The organism is Marinobacter vinifirmus, from assembly GCF_002258215.1.
GTDB lineage: Bacteria > Pseudomonadota > Gammaproteobacteria > Pseudomonadales > Oleiphilaceae > Marinobacter > Marinobacter vinifirmus.
In genome coordinates, this window is the sequence record NZ_NEFY01000002.1 from 195,166 (window position 1) to 214,439 (window position 19,274).

Consider the following 19,274-nt stretch of genomic DNA (forward strand, 5'->3'; position numbering starts at 1 on the left):
TTAAAGTTATTTTAAGTAACAAAACGTTAGAAAATATTTCTCAGCCAGCCACTCGACAGGCGCTTGCTCAGCTACACTAAGGAATGCCAAAAGGAAACGGAGAATATTCCATGAAACGGCTCATTTACAGCTATCTTTTAACTATTTTCTTCCTATTCAATCTGAACTCCATCGCTCTAGCACAGGAGGCTCCCCTAATTGCATTCTCCGATATCATAAGCGGACCAAGTACTGGACTGGGTGACGGACTCGGAGAAGGTGCGATTGTGACCCTCTGGGGGTATCGGTTCGGTGATCGCCAAGGAGAGGTGTTTATCACCGACAGTTCAGGATCTAGAAAGCCTGCGGCACATATTTATTACTGGAAAAAAGCGAACGGAAAGAGCCCAAGTGGACCTTCAGACTTATACACTTCTCACCAGTTATATGAAATTGCTTTTTCTATTCCAGAATCGCAGGAAGGTAGCGCCAAAATCGAGGTTATCTCCGAAAACATGAAATCACCACCCTATCCCTTCACTATTCGATCAGGAAAAATCTACCACGTAAAAGTTAGTGGAGACAATGAAAGTGGTGACGGGTCATTCTCAAATCCCTGGGCATTCGTAAATGGATGGCCAAGTAATTCTTCTGCGGCCGGAAACAAAAACCTAACGGCCGGTGATTTAGTTTACACACACAATGTTAGAGAGCCAGTTTATAAAGACAGTACGAGAGAAGTTGGAATGTACCTGAGAGCGCTAGAAGGCACTATAGATAGTCAAATAGCGATAATTAGCTATCCAGGCTTGCCATCCGAAGTTGTATCAGCGAAATGGGGCATAAGCCCTTATCTTTCCACTGGGATAGTAATTTCTAAATACAAAGTACTCGGTGGAATGCTAGATGACCCTTTAGACGACAGCGAAACGTTTGGCGCAGGGAATACATCAGACTCAACGATACAAATAAGAACGTCGTCTAATGGACGAATTATCGGCAACTTCATATCAGACATCCCAGGAAAATGCTCCAATGGCTGGGCTGGCTCAATATATAGTACGCGGCTCGATGGCTCAAATGTAAAAGTATATGGAAACTTTATTTACGATATAGGTTGCAATCAGACATCGCACTTTCATCACACAACATACATGTCAAAACGAACCTCATCAAACGAACCTGAATCAATCGCATGGGAATTTGGATGGAATAGACTGGAAAATAACAAATCCGTATTTGGCATACACTTTTATGATCAGTCGCCCTTCAGCTCTATCAATTGTGATCCGGTAACAGGAACTTTCAATGTTCACAATAACTTTATCAAGAACCAAAGAGGGTCAGCAATAAACATATATACTTCAGATTATGACGATATCGGCTACTGCTGGAATGCTGACAGCAAAATATATAACAATATAATTATAAATTCTGGACTCGGCCCAGTTGCGGAGATCAATAATGGAACGCAGCCCTACGCAATTAGCATTGGAGGCGATATAAAAGGGCATTACATGATATTTAACAACCTTATTTTTGGTGTATCAGACGAGAGTTCCAGAAAATATGAGACTCCGGCGGCTTTTCGATTAAGAAATGAGTCAAAAGATAACGATGTATATATTGAAAACAACATAGTTAATACAGATCACCCAATTAAGATGGTCAAAAATGAATCCGTTACAAACCCCATTTACAACAATAACATTTGGTTTACCGGGATGGAGGAGTCAGCTTCTACATCAGTCTATTTTGAGGGCGTAGATAACTCTCTAGTTTTTGATCCGTTAATAATTATGGAGGATCATCTCTATCTAGATCCTGCTTCACCTGCCCTTTCCACAGCTGGTGGATCACATAAACATCAAAGCAATTTTTACGGCGAGCAAGTACAAGATCCGGGGAATATTGGTCCTGTAGGGCCTAAAAATTCTGACGAGAACCTACCTTCCCCACCTTCAGCACCTGAAGATTTGGGCATTCTATTATGATACCAGAAGAAAACAACTTAACTAAAAATATTGTTAAAGAAAAACCAAAGGTTAGCTTTGTAATTCCCGCTCTCAATGAAGAGCGAGAAATATCTGACACGATCTCTACAATAAGTAAATTAAACTTTATCGATTGTGATATAATTGTTGTTGACAATGGATCAACAGATAAAACCAGATCATTATCAATGCGGTCTGGCGCAAAAGTAATTTTGGCTCCAGATGTGTCTATTGCCGAGCTGAGAAACATAGGCGCAAGAAATTCTCTATACTCTGTAATCGTATTTCTTGATGCAGACGTTTGCATAAGCGAATCGTGGGAGGCCGCCTTCCTTAATACTTATAAAAAACTCACCGAAAACCCATGTATTATAACCGGAAACAGATGTCTTCCCGAGAACGACACAAAACCATTAAACAAATATTGGTTTTCCAGGCTTTCACAAAACATACACAAGTCATTCTATATAAACTCAGGGCACATGATAACCACAAAGTTAGCCTTGGAAGCTCTCGGAGGCTTCAATTCCTCACTTTCTACCTCTGAAGACTACGACCTTTGCGCAAGGGCTAAGTCATCTGGAATCGAGGTATTCAATGACGAGAGACTTATTGCAATACATAAAGGATACCCAAAGAATATTTTAGAATTTATAATTAGAGAACTTTGGCACGGCTCTGAAGACTTCAAAAGCTTAACAAAAATAAATAACTCAAGAGTAGCAAAAGTTGCTATCTTAAACGGCCTTACTCTAATGACTTCTTTAATTCTGTCCACTCTAAACAGAACATTATATTATTTAGAATTTTACATGATCTTCGCCATGGCACTATCACTAGCAATATCGACAGTCAAATTCGGAGCAACTCCAATAAGAAAAAATATAGCAAGTTCATTTTTTGCATACATATACATCTCAAGTAGAACTCTCTCACCCTTATTAAAGATAGGAAGACACCGAAATTAACATTTAGAAAAACTTAGAATCAACCTAGAATCAAGAGAAATCAATGTCGACCGAACCCCCCCTTATATCAGTAATAATACCAACGTTCAATTGCTACAGCACTCTACGCTCAGCTATAGAAAGTGCACTATCTCAAACTTACAAAAACATTGAAGTAATAGTCATAGATGATGGATCTTCCGATGAAACGCCATCGATAATTTCCTCTTATATAAATTCAATTATTTACATAAAACAAGAGAACAGAGGTGTAGCTGAAGCTAGAAATGTTGGCGTTAGATCTTCTAATGGAGAGTGGATAGCATTTCTAGACGCAGACGATATATGGGATGAAAATAAGTTGGAGCGTCAATTTTCTAAAATGAATGATGAGGGAAATTCTTGGTCATATACCGACACCCGCTTCGTCGGTGGAGTAAATTCAGGAAGGCTTGATAGCGAGTTCACCAAAAAACATACTGGAAGTGTTTTCAATGAATTACTTACTAACAACTTTATCAGCACGTCAACTGTCCTTTTAAAAAAATCTAAATTCCACAACGCAGGTGGTTTTGATACCACACTACCTGCCATTGAAGACTGGGAATTATGGGTTAGAATTTCATCAAAAAACGCAGTTTCCTATGTCGATCAACCATTAACAACATATAGGGTTCATAAAAAATCGACCTCAAGAAATACAAGGAAAGTACTACCGTATCACTTAAAGGCAATAAGCGTTATTTTTTCTAAAAACCAACTAAACAAAAAACAAAGAAAATTTATAAAAAAAGCAAAATCAAACTCTTACACTATATGCTCTTATATCTCTGAAGAGGAAAATGATCACGCCTTCTCTCTTTATTGTGCGATCAAATCATTTATTAACTGCCCACGCTCTTTAAAATGCATACTGAGAATTATAAGAACATCTTCAAATCTCATAACAAAATCCAAATAAACTTAAAACAGTTGATGAAAAAAGTTATTTAACCTCTCGCATAACAACATTAGATTTCGGGCTCCAAAGACCTCTAGTGTCCCTTGCCCTCACAGCAAAATACCAAAGGCCTAATTCAAGCCCATTGAATGTAAATGCTGTAGGGGAAGAGCTCACCTCTATCCGCTCGAGTAATTCATCCTCACTACGACCATACATAATTTCATACGCTTCAATCTCGGAAAGTGAAATTGAAGATCCGTCAAGTCGTGTTCCAGGAGCAGTCCAGCTCAGCGTAACCGAAGATGATGATTCAGGTAAGGGCGGCTGATCGGCCGTCGGCTCGTCAGGCACTGGGCTACTTCCAACAGCCCATTCTTCATCTGGCGCCAGTGTTCTAGGATCAAGCTTGTCGTTATAGGCCTGTAAGACAGATACACCACTGCTATTTAGAATCTTGGATGCGTTCGCTTCATAGGGGTTGAGACCAAACCTTAAAGCCCATGCATCTGGAACTCCGTCGACGCTGGTATCGGTGAATACCGCTGAATCCATTGGTGTTGCTGATAGGATTGTGTTCTCAGAGAGACGGGTTTTCGTCTCATCATCATGAATTTCAATGTACAGTCGCGCAGCTCCGTAGCTCTCGTAGTATTCTATGACAAGAGGCAAAAGCTCCCCTGCACTAACTGCTTTAGACGTAAAGTAATAGTTCGATGTGCTTCCACCGCCCCAGCGGTCCATAATCCGCTCTCCACCCAGATAGATTCTGACACCGTCATCCCGACGCGCCCGGAACGTATAGCTTTGCGCCCCCTCATTGTGAGGCGGCTGGAAATAACCTACCCAGCGAACGCTAAAGACATCGTTAGGGATTCCCTCGCCTGGCGACCCACTACCCCAGTCGAACTCAACCTTGTCATCTAGGCGAGCGAAGAAGAACTGATCAAGGTCTCGTCCCGAAAAATACTGACCGACCATACCCGGAACCAGTTCCGCCTCCTGCACAGGCACATCCTGGGCATCGGTAAAATCGGTTCCAGCGTTATATTCATCCAGATTGGAAACGCCATCTCCATCCAGGTCGCCACGGGCATCTCCGGGGTTAAGCGGGTCCAAACCGTAGGCAAACTCCACACCATCAGGTATGCCATCGCCGTCTGTGTCCGGACTTCCAGGGTTCGCACCAAAGCGGAACTCATCTGTTGCTGTCAGGAAATCATTGTCCCGGTCAGATGTGGCGTCTGCAGCATCAGAGGCGCTCAGGCCATGAAACTCTTCCCAATTGTCATAGAGGCCGTCCTGATCATCATCAAGTGGCGGATAGGAGGGATTGAAAGCCAGCCCCTGCCCACCATCGAAGTAACCTATCCGGTAGCCCAGCGAAAACCCTTCTTTCGATAGCTCATCACCGGGATAGATGGCACTGCTTTCTCCGTAGGAATACAGGTAATCACCTGCAACTATCGATTGCGTGATCCCCGGGCCTTCCCAGGCAACCGAGAAGTGATCCCCGCCATAGCCCTCACGGTGAATCACTTCAAAGTAGTAGCGCTTACCAGCTTCCAGGTTGAATATTGGAGAGGCTTGGGAGCTGTATTTGTCGAACTGATTGCGAGAACTGTAGCGCGGCACGCTGGCAACGACCTGGGCATCGGCTGAACTGGCGGTGGTACTGAAAACAAACTGCGCTTCGTCATCCGCACTGATAAAGAAACGGTAAGTGCCGCTACTTGGCGGAACAATAAACCCACGAACAAATCCCCCATACTGATCCGCACGGCTATCGAGCATTTCCAGGCGGGCCAGCTCTGAAACCTCGTCCGGGTTATCAGGGAACCGACCCAAGGCCGTAAGCTCATCTATCGACGAAGCCGTAACGTTATCAAAATAACGTAACTCCACCTTTCCCTGCTCGCTTGTCGGCGGTAGGGAGGCAGTGGGTGGCAGTGAATCGATGTCACGTACTGACCAGGACTGACACCCTCCCAACAGGCCAAAGGCCAGAAAGGCCGACAGCTTCATTCCATTTGCCATAGCAGACTCCATAGGTTTCAGTGCGTAACATTACGTGAAGTATTGTATCTACACTCAAAAGCTGCCACTCAGGCCATGTACCGATTGGTGATAACACGCTGATCACACGTGCAAGATTCGTATAACACGAACCAGCTCTGCTCGCAGGGGATGTTTCAAAACAAAAATCAGTCCGAGCCAGACAGGCGGCAATACGCTCGCAACGACCAACAGACCTGCTACCATGCCGAAACCTTGTGCAAGCATGGCCTCATAACAGCCCCAGGCAGCCAGCCCGCACAAAACCATGATGAGGGCATTCTGCCTCCAGGCCCGCACCATAAGCGCCGGGTTCAGGCCCAGATACCGCCAAAGCACCCAACTGGTCACTACAAGGTCGATAGCTCCCGCTCCGGCGAAACCCGCCGCTACGGCCTTAAGGCCAAGCGGGAATAAAAGCAGGATCGCCAGAAAATGTGCGAAGAACACAACCGCCTCTTTGATCACCATGACCTTTTCAAAGCCCCGGGCCATCAGCAAATCACTGGAGAACCAATGCACCATGCGGAAGATTGCCCACCAGGCAATCAGGGACGCATAAGGTGCAGCCTCAAGCCACTGATCACCGAAAAACAGATAAATCGCTGGCAGGCTGACCACACTTGCCACTGCCAGAACCGGCCAGATCAACCCGCCGAGCATCACGCTGGCCTGCAGATAGGCCTGATTTATATCGCCCCCGCTACGCTTTACGTCTGACAGATAAGGCAGCACCACAGGCTTGACGCCCATGATCAGGGTCTGAGAGACAAATTCGATGAATCCGAGCCCCCGGGAGAATAGGCCGACCTGAAGCGGTGTGCCCAGCTTACCAATGATCATATCCGGCACAGTCACCACACCTTTCCGTAAAAAACCCGCTAACGAGGTGTAGATCCCGAAGCGGGCAATAGTCCCCACACGCTGGAAAGAGGGCCCCCAGGGCATACCCGCCGGCCTGTAATAAATCAAAACCAGCAGTTCGACCAAAACAGCAAGTGTGTACCCCCAAGCCAGGGCGTAATAGCTGAACCCGGCCAGAATCAGGCTGATGGTAATCAGCACATTAGCCAGTGTGGTGTAGAGCTTGACTACAAACAGCTCCTTAAACCGGAAGGACCTCATCAACACGGACGTTGGTATGCTGATGAATGGAGCAACAAAGAAGCTCACCGAGAGTATCCGGAAAATAATCGATAAGGGCTCCAGCTCATAGAACCCTGCCACCCACGGCGCCGCCAGCCAGATCACCAGACCCAGTCCCCAGGAAATCAGTACCGTGAGCCCAGTGGCTGAACGGATTTTTTCTTCTGTCAACTCCTGCTCCCGAACCAGGTACGCGCCTGCTCCGAGCAAACGAAATTCGCTCATCACCATTACGATGGCACTGGCGATCGCGAAAGTTCCGATTTCCTCTGGAGTAAGCAAGCGGGCGATAATCATGGTTGAGAAAAGGCCCATGAACCGCATGCTGTAGCGAGTTACAGATGAGAACAGAACGGCCCGCCGGATACTGCTGGACATAAACCTATTCCTTCAGGATAACAGCTGGTAATAGATGCGCAGATAGCTCTTAACCATAGCCTCAGCCGAAAACCGGCTTTGAAATCGGTCTCTGGCAGCTTCTGAAATTTTCTCTCGCAATGTGGTTTGCTGCTGGAGCCTTACCATCTCTTTCGCAAACGCCGCCGTGTCGCTATCCGGTGCAATTAATCCGGATAGCTCATGCTCCACAACTTCGACATTTCCACCGACGGCAGTCACAACAGCAGGCAGCCCCAAGCTCATGGCCTCCAGAAGTGTCATCGAAGTGCCTTCCGTATGAGAGGACAGTAAAAATGCATCCATCAGCGCGAGGTGTTGGGCCGGCTCATTAATGAAGCCGGTGAAGCAAACCTTTTCTGAAAGACCAAGACTCGCGGCCAGAGCCTCAAGTGCCTGCCTTTCCGGGCCATCGCCAACCATAAGCAGATAGCTTTCCGGGTAATCTTTCAGGCAGCGGGCGAAGCTTTGCAGCATCATTGTCTGGTTCTTGACTGGGTCAAGCCGGGAAACGGTCCCATAAACAAAGCTGTCTTCCGGAATCCCCAACTCACTTCTGAGCTCACTAATACGAGCAGGATTAGCCTTCAACGGCTGAATGCCGTTGTATATCACCTGGATTTTGCTTTTGGGCATGAACTCATATTTTGCCAGGGCGTCCCGGGTCGCACCGGAGATGGCCACAATGGCCGGCGTCAGAAGTGCCAGAAGAGGGTTGATCAGAGCGGCCTTACACCGGTAACGGTCCGGGTAGAAACGCCCGTGTTCCGTGAACACCACTTTTGCGCCGGTTCGCAGTGCAGCCAGCCGACCGTAAAGGAACGGAGTGTATTGATGGCAATGAACAATGCTCACATCCTGTGCCCGGATAAGGTTGCGCAGGCCCCGTATTAGTTTCCAGTCGAATCCGGGGGCGCGGGAGATCCGGTGCACGGGAATACCGTCCTCCCGCATCTGCTCCCCGATTGCGCCAACCTGCCCATCGATACAGACTATTTCGTGTTCGACCTCCTGCCCCCGGCTACCCAGAACCAGTTGCCTTATAACCTGCTCAGTGCCCCCTATTCCCATGTTAAACGTAACGTGAAGGACTTTCGGTTGTGGGGAGGTGTTTTTGGGGGAGCCCATCAAAGCAGCCCTCCTACTGCGTGGCCCTTCTGGTAACTCTGCCACCAGAGTTCAAAGGCCAGTAAAGACCAAAGCTCCTGGGTTACGTGGTCCTTGCCGGACTGATGTAGCTCCCACAGGCGGCGGATTCCAGCGGGATCAAACAAATTCGACAGCCCACTGTCCGGTGCCAGAAGCAGCGATTCAGCCATTTCTCGTAGCTCGCACCGTAACCACTGGGCCAGGGGCACAGAAAATCCCATTTTCTTTCTGTACAGCACATCCTGAGGCAGCATGCCTGAGAACGCTTTTTTCAGAATGTGCTTCTTGTCTTTGCCATGAAGCTTCAATCGCGAAGGGATATTGGCTGCGAATTCGACCACGCGGTAATCCAGTAACGGCGCTCTGGTTTCCAGAGAGTTTGCCATGCTCATCCGGTCGACCTTCACCAGAATGTCGCCCGGCAGGTAGGTTTTGATGTCGGTGTACAGGATTCGCGATAGGTGGTCGTCGGCCTTAGCCTGCCGGTAATGGTGCCGGGTTATCTCACCGGGGTCGTAGTCTTGGGTTTCTCTGGCCAGCTCTCCCGTTACCAGTGAGTTCCAGATTTCCGGCCGAAAGAAACAGTTCGAGGTATAGAACGCCTGGTCTGGCTCTGTCGCCAGGGTTCCCAGCAAGGAGTTCGCTTTTTTAGCCGGTGTGTTATCCATCTGGCCAAGCATTTTTGCCAACAACGGAAACAGCGATCGCCGTATCCCCCCGGGCACCAAATTGCGTATCTGATTTTCGATCTGGTCGGTGCGGTATTTGCTGTAGCCGGCAAAATTCTCATCACCGCCATCCCCCGCCAGGGCCACGGTCACTTTCTGCCGTGCCAGTTGAGACACAAAATACGTAGGTACAAACGAAGGATCTGCAAAGGGTTCGTCAAAGTATCTGGAAATCTTGCCCAGTGATCCGGCAACGTTTTCCTTAACGGTAAATTCGTGATGATCCGTCCCAAACTGGTTCGCAACTTTCTGCGCCCACACCACCTCATCGAAGTGCCTGGAGTCAAACCCGATGGAACACGTAGTCACCGGCATTTGGCTGTGCCCGGCCATCAAGCCAACAACCGCACTGGAATCAACCCCGCCACTGAGAAATGCACCAAGCGGAACATCGCTGACCATCCGCAACCGGACCGCATCGTCAATCAAGGCATACAGTTCTTCCGCCAGCGAATCCGCGCTTCGAGATGACGGGTTATCGAACGCCAGATCCCAGTACTGGGCCTGCTGGACTTTTACACCATCGGTTTCCAGCCAATGGCCCGGGGGCAGCTTATAAATATTCCGATAGATGGTTTTAGGGTCTGGAACATACTGGTAGGCAAAGAAATCCTTGATCGCATCGTGCCGCAGTTCCGTGTTCAAGAAGGGCAGGGGCAGCAAGGCTTTGATCTCGGAGGCGAAGGCGAAATGGCCACCGTTGTGATAGAAGTAAAGCGGCTTTTTACCCAGGCGATCCCTTGCAAGAAACAGGCTGCTGGCAGTCTTGTCCCAGACTGCGATCGCAAACATCCCGTTCAGCAGACCCAGACATTCCGGCCCCATAGTTTCATAAAGTGTCAGCAAGACTTCGGTGTCGGTTCCTGTGCGAAAAACATGGCCTTCGCGACACAGGTGTTCCCTCAATTCCTGGAAGTTGTAAATCTCGCCGTTAAATACAATCACATACCGGCCAGAGGCAGACACCATAGGCTGGTTTCCTGCCTCAGACAGATCAATGATGCTGAGCCGGCGGTGGACCATCCCGACTCCATCATCAGTCCAGATAGCCCCGGCATCTGGCCCGCGGTGCCTGATGCTTTCGCCCATGCGCGCAAGCCAGTCTTTATGGGCAGCTCTGTCGGGTGTAGAAGGCGTTCTTAGAAAACCGGCCAAACCACACATTCTCAGCCTGCCCTCCTGACCGATACTGGCTCTCCGACAGTCCCGTTCAGCAGATTGGAAAACAAAGTTTCATACTCCTGAGCCATGCGAGCGGCGGAGTAACGCTCTTTAACCATCTCACGGGCATTCCGGGTAAGTGATTCGGCTAATTCCTTGTCGTTCAACACTCGGCTGCAACACTCGACCAGTGACTCACGATCTCCCAGGGGAGCGAGTAACCCGGTTTTTTCATGCTCAACCAGCTGATCAACCCCGGGAATATCATAGGCAATCACGGGAATTCCCATAGCCATGGCTTCCATCATGCAGCGGGGAATGCCCTCCAGGGAGGAGGTCATCACGAAAAGGTCGAAACGGGAAAGCAGGTTCAGGCGATCACTGCGAAAGCCTAGAAATTCAACGGCGCTCTCACTCGCCATCTTACTGGCCTGAGCCTCCAGCTCTGCCCTTTGGGCGCCATCGCCCAGCAACTGAAGGCGCAGGCGATTATCTGTCTGGTACAGAGCATCAAACACCGCAAGCAGATCAGGAATTCCCTTGCGGGGAATCATCTGGCCGATAAAGCCAATGGTCCGGTGCGCAGACTCATTGGCTCCCGGACGCCCTGCCTCACCGGCTCTGAACGCATCAATCTCGGTTAGATCAACACCATTCCGAATAAAACGGGTTCTGGCGGCAGGCATACCAAACCGTGCCATATCCTGAACCAGCTCTTCCGAAAGCGGCACCACCTGGTCAAAATACCGCAGCATAAAAGTTCCAACCTTTATAAAAGCACTCAGCTTGAACCCCACCTTCCCGGAAAACCCGTGCGGTGTGCTGACGCACTGTATTCCGGTGCGGCGGGCGGCAATCAGGCCGAGGATGTCCGATTTATAACCATGGGTGTGGATGATGTGGATGTTCCTTTCGCGAATCACCCGGCATAGCTCTTTAATTACCCTCGCATCGAACCGGCCGTTCATATCCAGGTAGTGAACCTTCTGTCCCTCACTCGTCGGGTACTGCTCGGCCACTGTGAGATCCTGGTCTGCGCTCTCACGGGTGACGGCCAGGTCGCAGTTCACGGCAGTTGTATCAATATTATTGGCCAGTGCCAGTACCCAGCGCTCTGCCCCGTAGAAGCCGGCAGGCGTGATAAACTGCAACACATTTATCTTATTCATTCTCATAGCCATCCCTGCTTATTCTCGTGCTCCCTAGCCCCCTGCCCACATCTCTATCTTCATGCCGTTTCTGAAGGTAGAAAACATTGATTGCGACCGCTAGAAAAAGAATCATCCAATACAGAATCTCGGCACGAAATCTGTCAATAAAGCTTCCGGCCACTAAATACCCAAACAGAGCGCACTCCAGAGCCAAGATCTTGAAATAGGCATTATTGTTACGTTGTTCAACAACAAACCTCTTTGCTTTACTTGAGAGCCTGTAAATCGACACAAGCATAGCCACGAACAACGCCAAACCTATCCAGCCAACCTCAGACAATCCCTGAAACCACAGCGAATGTACGGCTCGATGCTCCAACCCTCCACGAGTTTCTTCATCCATGTATAGGGGCGAGAGTGCTTGATATCCAAAGGCACCAACACCAAATGGGTGATCGTCCATCATCTCAAAAGTGACCATCCAAAATGCTGTCCGACTCGCCCCACTTTCAGATCTATCTTCAGACTGGAGGGTGCTCATCCTTTCCCAGAACAAATCATCAGCCACATAGAGACCACCGGACAAAGCAAGTAAGATCATGAAAATTGCGGCAGACCGTTGTCCTGGGCGTTGAAAACGCGAAAAAACCATGAAAAACAAAAAAACTGTTAAGCTGGCGACTATCCCTAGAAAGGAACCGCGACTGTTTATTAGTACAATTCCATTTGCAATCAACGCGCCACACACTAGAACAAGAATTTTAATTTTCTTGCTGGACACCCATGCGAAATACATCAGAATTGCTGCAGCCGGAACCAAAGCGGCGGCCGTATCGTTAGCGTCCGGAGCATCTGCGAGTCCTATCCCTTCTACCCTGCCTTGATAATTCCTACCAGTAATATGTGCAAGGTAACCGATGTAAGTACAACCAACCACGTAGGCCGAAAGGCAGGCATCGAGAGCCTTTTCAGTTGTAACCAGCTTGTAAGCCACCAAAACGATGATGATGAGTTTGGTGAAATCAAAAGTGAATTTGTCATGCAACGCTGGGTTAACGGCAACTAAATGAACCGCGTAATACATCAGAGCAAGCAAAACCATCCATTTGAATGCTGGCATTTTCAGCCATGGGCTCAGAGCTGAGTATTCACGGTATTTAAGCGTTAGTGCGAACATCATCAATAACGCACTAATCAGGGAGTATCTCAAGCCCGGAATCGACGCCGACCACCACCGATCATCCGGATTCAGAAAATAGACCAGCTGATACAACACAAACGCTGCCGTGCCGCTATACATCAACGCAGCCACAATCCCGCCAAAGAACACCAACAAAAACAGCAGCGCAAACTTGGACATCAGCTCTGCTCCCGGCCGTTAACCGGCCTGGCACTGTTCCAGGTAACCTGGGTTTCTCCCCGCAAGGCTTTCACAATCCCTCGGACCGCATAGAGATTGACCATCACGAAGTAATAGGGTGTGGAGAGCCAGGCCGGCATTGCGTTTTTGTCTTTGCTCAGGTGGCCGGCACAGGCCAGAATCAGCAGCACAGCAGCGCCCAGGGTGATGAGCTGAAAGAGCCGGAAACCCACCAGCGCCAGTAGTACGCTACCGACTGTTCCGGTTAGCAAGAACAGCGGTATCAGCCAGCGCAGCAGCTTGTGGGAGATAACCTCCCAGGCAAACACCCCTGCCCTGAACGGATTCATGGTGGACGTCACCCGCATCAGGCCGCGAATGCTGCGGTTAACAATGCGCTCTTTACGTGCGATTTCCTTGTCGAATTCACCGGCGGTCTCTTCAAAGCACCGGGCTTCAGCATCAAACACGCCGCGGTAACCCTTGGCTATTATCTGCAACGGGTTCACAAAGTCGTTGATGTCTTTTGGTTGCAGTGGCTCCCACAGGCGGGTGCGAATGACATAGATGGCACCATCTCCGCCGACCACCGAGTGCAGGCGAGACTCCATCTGCTTAATCGCCATTTCATAGCGCCAGTACAAATTCTCATTTCTGGCGCTGGCTCCTGCGTCGCCGTCGGTGTAGAGCGCCGCTCCTACGGCGTAACCCACATCCAGGTCGGCAAAGTTGCGTGCCAGTTTGGTGATGGCATCGGCGGCGTACATGGCATTGGCGTCGCTGAATACCACCAGGTCGGTGTCCACGCTTTCCATGGCCAGGTTCAGGCCCATGGTTTTACCAAGCCGGCCCTCCTGGCGGATCAGCCGCACGCCCTGCCCCTGATACTCGCGAACGATGTCATCGGTGCCGTCATCAGAGCCATCAGACACCACCAGAATCATCAGCTTATCGCGCGGGTAATCCAGCGCCAGCGTGTTATCGAGCTTGGCGCGGATAACCGGCGCTTCGTTGTAACACGAGATAATCAGGCTCACGGTCGGTGTGATGTCACCAATCCGGTGGGTCCGCGCCGGGTAGCCCCGGGTGAAAAACCAGAGCATGGCCGGGTATCCGGCATATACATAGACCGGCACCAGCAGGCTCACAACGGTGATCACTAACAATGTCGACATCATAAGCTGATATGTTTCCTTAACTTCGGCCCCAGCCGGTTGGCCAGCTGCAGTGGCATCATCCGCCAGCAGGTTTCAATCCAGCTTCGAAGTTTCTTTGCCAGCAGCCCCGGTTCAGTAGCCGGGGACTGAAGCACCGAACCATCCGGTTGCCATTTTTGCCAGTCCAGCGCCACCGGCTCTGCACCCCACTGTTTTTTGAAGCGATAGGTGCCTTCGCCGAAAGAGGACCGGCCGAAATCGAACTGTCTGCACCCGGAATCAGTCAGGTAACTCAGTAGCGTCCAGTACAACAGCATGTTCGGCGCCAGGTGGTTGTATTCCGCCAGGGTGGACGCCCAGGGGATGCAGGCGGTCTTGCCCTGCACCAGCACGATGCCGGCACCCACTACCTCATTTTCAAGACGAACAATGCCCACCAGCAGGCGGTCGTCGTAGGCAGTTTTCAGGGCATCAAACCACTCCCTGCCGTGAACCGGAGAGCCGAGGCGCCGCATGTTGGCGGCGAACACCGGGTAGAAGGCGTCGATTCCGGAGGCACCGGTAATCACTTCGGCTGTCAGGCCATTTTTTTCCGCTTTACGAATCTGACTGCGCAGTTTGGGTTTATAACTGGCAAATAGCCGTTCGGAAGACTCCGGTAAAAAAGCAACCATGCTGACTTTGCGGTTGCTTTTCAGCTGCTCCAGTTCGGCGATATCCTGTTCGCAGAGTGCCGGCCCTCTGCGCCGCACTTCCAGGGTGCTTGCACCCAACTCGGAGAGCAGGGTTCGAACGCCGGCTTTCAGGGCCGATTCGCCTTCGGCGGTCTCATACAGGGGGCCCGCCAGGTCGCAGAACGGCAAAGACACCAGGGAGCCACCGCCAATGCGGCGCAACTGGCAAACCGGTAGTACCGCAACCAGACGGTGCCCGCGCCATGCGGTGACTACCCAGCATGGGTGGCCGTATGCCTGCTCCACCGCGTCCAGCCAGGCAATATTGTGATAAGCCGTCGCGTGTGGATGGGAAGCCACAAAATTCTGGTAGGCGCTTCGCTCCACATCCCCGCAACGCTCCACTTTCACATCAGCGGGTAGCGTCTGTTTATGCCCGGTGACATCAGCCATCGCCATCACCGTCATTTCAGCCTCCCTCCAGCCTCGGGAAGGAGCCGGTTACGGGCTTTACGCATCACATCTTCCAGCTTCAGCTTGAAGCGGTCCCGCTGCAGCGACACCTGCACCAGCTGTTTATGAAGGGCTCCCAACTGGGTTTTATAGCGCTCGTCGCCTCCCATAAAGTCGTAATAATGGAATCCGTGGTGGCGGTAATCTTCAATGCACAGGCTGTGGCCCAACAAACCGGGCTTGTAGCGGTTGTCGGGCTCGGTCTTCATCCCGCCCAGATAGAAATACACCTTCTGGTCGTAGAGCAGGTTGTAGAAGGAGGCGATCATGTCGTCTCCGGCCTTAACCGAAACCAGATCGACACCGCCGCTGGCCCATTGGTCCTGAATCAGGCTGCGGTGGAAACGTACAAAATCCGGGTTTGCGTAGCCGCTCTGGTCCGGGCCTGCACCCCAGCGGTTCAGGTGTAACGGCCCGATGCTGTCAAAGATGGCCACGGCTTCTTCGGCGGAATCCGGCCGCACCAGCTCCACAGCGCCCCACGCTTCATAAAGCCGGTGAGATCGATTGATCTGGTAACGAGTGTTTCGCGTCAGGGTATCCAGGTAATGCTGACCGCTGCGGCGCAAGGCATCCAGGTCTACCCCGTAACAGGGCGCTTCCCATCGCAGATGGGCGAAGAGGCCGGTAAGCTCGGCGTAGTGGCGGGCCTCTTCGGCATCTATAGCGCCGACAATGAATTCATCCCACTGGGGCATATCGTTACAGAGGTGCTGCAGGCACGCGGCCGCAACTGACGCTTCCATGCCCTGCTCTGCAAGGAACCCGTTATACTCAATCCAGATCTGGTCTTGTTGCCGGTGCCCGGTCTGGTGCAGTCGCAGGCAGTTGGAACGGAGCACACCATGGCGCCGCTCTTCCGTCTGCACCACAATGCCAAGGCCCACTACCCGATCGCCTTGGGTTACTTCGAGAACCTGCGCCTGAGGTTCATAAACCGCCAGCCAATGCCCCAGCCATTGCCAGGACAAAAACACGGTTGGCGAAGCCCGGCCTTCCAGGTCGCGCCAAAGCGCTTCCAGCCGCTCAAGGTCAGCAACCGGGTAGCGAACAACCTGCAACCGTTCAGAGTTCATATAACGCATCCTGCTCCATGGCGCGTTCAGTGCTTCGGGCTCGGATGTTTCACCAGGTACGGCCCCATCACCAGATAATCCAGCGCCCCCTGCAAGAAGGCCCTGACGGCATCTTCCGGGCTACTGACAATCGGCTCTTCGTGCATGTTAAAGCTGGTGTTAATCAGGCTCGGAATGCCACTTAGCTTCTCGTACTCTTTCAGGATTTCGTAGTAACCCGGGTTAACTTCACGACTGATCAGTTGCGGCCTGGCCGTGCCGTCTACATGCACTGCTGCCGGACAGTTTTCCCGCATAAACTCGGTGCAGTCGAAGGTGATGGTCATGAATTCAGCCGCGTGTTCTGCACCTTTGATGTTGTGATAACAGCGCTCCCTGGCCTCGTACAAGGTCACCGGCGCAAAGGGCATAAACTCGGTGCGGCCCAGGCGTTTGTTCAGCCACTGGTTCACTTCCGGCTCCCGGGCGTGATACATGATGGAGCGATTGCCCAGCGCCCTCGGGCCATATTCCATGCGGCCATCAAAGCGGGCCACCACCTGTCCGCTGTGGATCAGCGCAGCCACTTCTGCCGCCAGGTGTTCTGGCCGGGAGAAACTCAGGCCCTCGGCCTGCAATGCCTTTTCAAGCTGCGCCTCCGGGAAGTCCGGGCCAAAATAGGCGCTGGAAATTGACGGCTTAATACCGCCTGGCCAGCTGTGATAAAGCGCAGCACCGGTGCCGCAGCCGCCATCACCCATATTCGGGTACACGAAGATGTGATTGACCCCTTCAATCTCAAACAACCGCTGGTTCAGCTTGACGTTTGCAGTCACACCACCAGACAACACCAACGTGTCGATACCGGTTTTCTGAACCCAGTGGCGAACGTAGTTGCAAGCCACTTGCTCCAGCACATACTGATAGGCCGCCGCCACGTCGATCTTCGGGAACCGGCTCGCCAGGTAACGGGAGAAATACACGTTATTGGCTTCGTAGATTCGGAAGTCCCCGGGCGTTTGCTCAATCCGGCCCAGAAGGATGTCCCCCAGAATGGACGGATCACCGTATGAAGCCAGCCCCACGATCTTCCCTTCATGGCGGCTGGGCTTGAAGCCGAGGCTTGAGGTGACATGCTCGTACAGTGTGCCGAGGGAATTCGGAAACGGCAGGCCATGGAGGCGTTTGATCTTGCCGTTACTGGCCTCGCTGACGGAACCGGCCAATCCTGAGCCGTAGCCATCCAGGGTCACACACAGAGCACGGTCAAACCCGCTGCATAGAAAACTGTTGGCGGCATGGGAAAGGTGGTGATCCATGCGTTTGACTGGTTTGGTCCAGCCATTTTCGGCCAGTCCGTTATTAAGATCCTGCTCCCAGCGTTTGAAGCTCTCGGTTGCAGCCTCACCCCACTGGCGCGATGCCTTGAACGCGGCGTTGTTGGAAGCCAGTTTCTGGGCCCCCGCCATGCTGTAAAACGAGCTGTGTAAAAAGCTCTTTTCCATGATGGCATTGGGATGTTCCAGGCCATGAATGGGCTGATTGCGATCCGGCACCTTCTCCAGCGCTTCCTTTACCTGCCTGCTCAGGTCCGCGGGCTGAAAGCCTTTGATAAAGGTTTTCTCGTCTTCCAGGTTCTTGTGGAAGAGCTTCTGTTCGTTTTCCCAGGTGAGAAATGGATAGCACACCAGGTCAAAATCCTGCATTTGCAGGCCGGTGTAATCCAGTGCCGCCTCCAGCGCCAGCTGGGGAAAGCCGTCCTGCTGCTTGGTGCGGGAAAAACGTTCTTCCCCTGCGGCGAACAGAATTTCACCATCTTCAACAATGGCAACGGTTGAATCCTTGTCCAGGGGGGAAATCCCGAGAACTTTCATACCATGCTCTCCATAAGGGTACGCAGACGAGTTGGCGTGGTCGCCTTGCCGCCCAGATCATTAAAGAAAAAATCGAAATACTGCCGGAAGCTCGCCAGGAACTGCTCCAGCTGCTGTTCATCCTGAACGTAGGTGGTGTTGCCGGGCACGACACTCGGGCTGTGAAAACTCCAGGTGAAGGTTCGCACCCCTTGGCGGTAAAGGGCTTTGGTCAGTTTCACGTGTTCATCCGGCGTAAAGCCTTCAGGTGACAGCATCAGGCGGTCGACCGCACCGGCCCGGGAAAGAATGCCCGGCGCCTTGAAGCGGATCATTCGGGTTGCCAGCTCATACAGCGGCACGGCGGCGGGTCTGGCCCAGCCGATAAACCCACCGGTACAGGGAATTTCCAGCAGCGGTTGTCCTGCCGGCCCGAACCAGAACGGCCGCGCATCGAAGCGGCGATAGTCCGGGCCGCCATCTGCGCGGGAATCCAGCGGCGGGCATACGGAAAGATCGATACTGAATCCCAGATCCCGAAGAATCTGCCCGGTGTTGGGGCCGAAACCGTATCGCCCCGCCTTGTAGGCTACGGGCGCTACGCCCAGGTTCTGGCGAATGGTTTCCTTCAGAACCGTCAGCTTTTCCCGTTCCAGGGGTTCCGGCAGGTTACCCGGGTAGGTATTCGGCCGCGTAAGTTCCTCTGTCTGGGGCGGGTTCACCCAGGGGTGCAGATGGGCGCCAATCTCACACAGGCCCTGCTCCGCATAGTCCCGCAGTTTCCGATAACCCTGAACTTTGCTGGCGATGGGATAATCGATCACGTAGCAGGGCTGAATGCCGTAGTCGTTGAAAATATCCTGCACCCGGTCGATACAGTCCATGGCAGTGACCCGGTCTTCAAATGCATCCGGCTCGGCCTTCCAGTCGAACTCTTCCTCGGTATCGATCACCACCAGCAATTGCGGCGGCGTTTCCTTTGCAAGTTCGATGTAGCGTTTGTTGTCGAACATGAT

14 protein-coding genes are annotated in these 19,274 nt (G+C 51.6%); 3 read left to right on the forward strand and 11 right to left on the reverse strand.

Annotated features, from left to right (window positions below; all coding sequences use genetic code 11):
- The first annotated feature begins 110 nt into the window (after positions 1-110).
- Genes B9Q17_RS17990 through B9Q17_RS03345 form a run of 3 tightly spaced genes read left to right on the forward strand, consistent with a single transcriptional unit; the run spans position 111 to position 3,881 of the window.
- Complete coding sequence (locus B9Q17_RS17990; protein WP_154707610.1) at positions 111-1,973, forward strand: hypothetical protein; 1,863 nt, start codon at positions 111-113, stop codon at positions 1,971-1,973.
- Positions 1,970-2,941, forward strand: a complete 972-nt coding sequence (locus tag B9Q17_RS03340; protein WP_094624107.1) for a glycosyltransferase family 2 protein — start codon at positions 1,970-1,972, stop codon at positions 2,939-2,941. The genes B9Q17_RS17990 and B9Q17_RS03340 overlap by 4 nt, the downstream gene beginning before the upstream one ends.
- 43 nt (positions 2,942-2,984) lie before the next feature.
- Positions 2,985-3,881 (forward strand): glycosyltransferase family 2 protein, encoded by an 897-nt coding sequence (locus tag B9Q17_RS03345; RefSeq protein WP_094624108.1) that lies wholly within the window; start codon positions 2,985-2,987, stop codon positions 3,879-3,881.
- Positions 3,882-3,905: 24 nt separating this feature from the next.
- Here the strand turns inward: B9Q17_RS03345 and B9Q17_RS03350 are convergent, their stop codons facing one another.
- From B9Q17_RS03350 to B9Q17_RS03400, 11 genes are all read right to left on the reverse strand, one after another.
- On the reverse strand, positions 3,906-5,897 hold the full coding sequence (locus B9Q17_RS03350; RefSeq protein WP_167373005.1) for a PA14 domain-containing protein: 1,992 nt from the start codon (positions 5,895-5,897) through the stop codon (positions 3,906-3,908).
- Between the two features lie 102 nt (positions 5,898-5,999).
- On the reverse strand, positions 6,000-7,439 hold the full coding sequence (locus tag B9Q17_RS03355; protein ID WP_094624110.1) for an oligosaccharide flippase family protein: 1,440 nt from the start codon (positions 7,437-7,439) through the stop codon (positions 6,000-6,002).
- A 12-nt stretch (positions 7,440-7,451) separates the two neighbouring features.
- Positions 7,452-8,585 (reverse strand): glycosyltransferase, encoded by a 1,134-nt coding sequence (locus B9Q17_RS03360; RefSeq protein WP_094624111.1) that lies wholly within the window; start codon positions 8,583-8,585, stop codon positions 7,452-7,454.
- On the reverse strand, positions 8,585-10,498 hold the full coding sequence (gene asnB, locus B9Q17_RS03365; RefSeq protein ID WP_094624112.1) for an asparagine synthase (glutamine-hydrolyzing): 1,914 nt from the start codon (positions 10,496-10,498) through the stop codon (positions 8,585-8,587). The genes B9Q17_RS03360 and asnB overlap by 1 nt, the downstream gene beginning before the upstream one ends.
- A 2-nt stretch (positions 10,499-10,500) precedes the next feature.
- Positions 10,501-11,664: a glycosyltransferase family 4 protein gene (locus B9Q17_RS03370; protein WP_094624113.1), complete on the reverse strand. Its 1,164-nt coding sequence runs from the start codon at positions 11,662-11,664 to the stop codon at positions 10,501-10,503.
- Positions 11,657-13,006 carry an O-antigen ligase family protein gene (locus B9Q17_RS03375; protein WP_094624114.1) on the reverse strand — a complete coding sequence of 450 codons (1,350 nt, stop codon included), beginning with the start codon at positions 13,004-13,006 and terminating at the stop codon, positions 11,657-11,659. The genes B9Q17_RS03370 and B9Q17_RS03375 overlap by 8 nt, the downstream gene beginning before the upstream one ends.
- On the reverse strand, positions 13,006-14,184 hold the full coding sequence (locus B9Q17_RS03380; RefSeq protein WP_244177296.1) for a glycosyltransferase family 2 protein: 1,179 nt from the start codon (positions 14,182-14,184) through the stop codon (positions 13,006-13,008). Before B9Q17_RS03380 ends, B9Q17_RS03375 begins: the two co-directional genes overlap by 1 nt.
- Positions 14,181-15,305: a FemAB family XrtA/PEP-CTERM system-associated protein gene (locus B9Q17_RS03385; protein WP_244177297.1), complete on the reverse strand. Its 1,125-nt coding sequence runs from the start codon at positions 15,303-15,305 to the stop codon at positions 14,181-14,183. Before B9Q17_RS03385 ends, B9Q17_RS03380 begins: the two co-directional genes overlap by 4 nt.
- Positions 15,302-16,426 (reverse strand): GNAT family N-acetyltransferase, encoded by a 1,125-nt coding sequence (locus tag B9Q17_RS03390; protein ID WP_167373006.1) that lies wholly within the window; start codon positions 16,424-16,426, stop codon positions 15,302-15,304. The genes B9Q17_RS03385 and B9Q17_RS03390 overlap by 4 nt, the downstream gene beginning before the upstream one ends.
- Positions 16,427-16,452: 26 nt before the next feature.
- Complete coding sequence (locus B9Q17_RS03395) at positions 16,453-18,279, reverse strand: carbamoyltransferase family protein (RefSeq protein ID WP_094624115.1); 1,827 nt, start codon at positions 18,277-18,279, stop codon at positions 16,453-16,455.
- Positions 18,276-19,271: a polysaccharide deacetylase family protein gene (locus B9Q17_RS03400; protein WP_094624116.1), complete on the reverse strand. Its 996-nt coding sequence runs from the start codon at positions 19,269-19,271 to the stop codon at positions 18,276-18,278. The genes B9Q17_RS03395 and B9Q17_RS03400 overlap by 4 nt, the downstream gene beginning before the upstream one ends.
- Positions 19,272-19,274: the final 3 nt, after the last annotated feature.

Bases quoted from the DNA above. Each gene is read 5' to 3' on its own strand.
- B9Q17_RS17990 (WP_154707610.1), top strand. From the start codon at position 111: ATGAAACGGCTCATTTACAGCTATCTTTTAACTATTTTCTTCCTATTC.
- B9Q17_RS03340 (WP_094624107.1), top strand. From the start codon at position 1,970: ATGATACCAGAAGAAAACAACTTAACTAAAAATATTGTTAAAGAAAAA.
- B9Q17_RS03345 (WP_094624108.1), top strand. From the start codon at position 2,985: ATGTCGACCGAACCCCCCCTTATATCAGTAATAATACCAACGTTCAAT.
- B9Q17_RS03350 (WP_167373005.1), bottom strand. From the start codon at position 5,897: ATGGCAAATGGAATGAAGCTGTCGGCCTTTCTGGCCTTTGGCCTGTTG.
- B9Q17_RS03355 (WP_094624110.1), bottom strand. From the start codon at position 7,439: ATGTCCAGCAGTATCCGGCGGGCCGTTCTGTTCTCATCTGTAACTCGC.
- B9Q17_RS03360 (WP_094624111.1), bottom strand. From the start codon at position 8,585: ATGGGCTCCCCCAAAAACACCTCCCCACAACCGAAAGTCCTTCACGTT.
- asnB (WP_094624112.1), bottom strand. From the start codon at position 10,498: ATGTGTGGTTTGGCCGGTTTTCTAAGAACGCCTTCTACACCCGACAGA.
- B9Q17_RS03370 (WP_094624113.1), bottom strand. From the start codon at position 11,664: ATGAATAAGATAAATGTGTTGCAGTTTATCACGCCTGCCGGCTTCTAC.
- B9Q17_RS03375 (WP_094624114.1), bottom strand. From the start codon at position 13,006: ATGTCCAAGTTTGCGCTGCTGTTTTTGTTGGTGTTCTTTGGCGGGATT.
- B9Q17_RS03380 (WP_244177296.1), bottom strand. From the start codon at position 14,184: ATGATGTCGACATTGTTAGTGATCACCGTTGTGAGCCTGCTGGTGCCG.
- B9Q17_RS03385 (WP_244177297.1), bottom strand. From the start codon at position 15,305: ATGACGGTGATGGCGATGGCTGATGTCACCGGGCATAAACAGACGCTA.
- B9Q17_RS03390 (WP_167373006.1), bottom strand. From the start codon at position 16,426: ATGAACTCTGAACGGTTGCAGGTTGTTCGCTACCCGGTTGCTGACCTT.
- B9Q17_RS03395 (WP_094624115.1), bottom strand. From the start codon at position 18,279: ATGAAAGTTCTCGGGATTTCCCCCCTGGACAAGGATTCAACCGTTGCC.
- B9Q17_RS03400 (WP_094624116.1), bottom strand. From the start codon at position 19,271: ATGTTCGACAACAAACGCTACATCGAACTTGCAAAGGAAACGCCGCCG.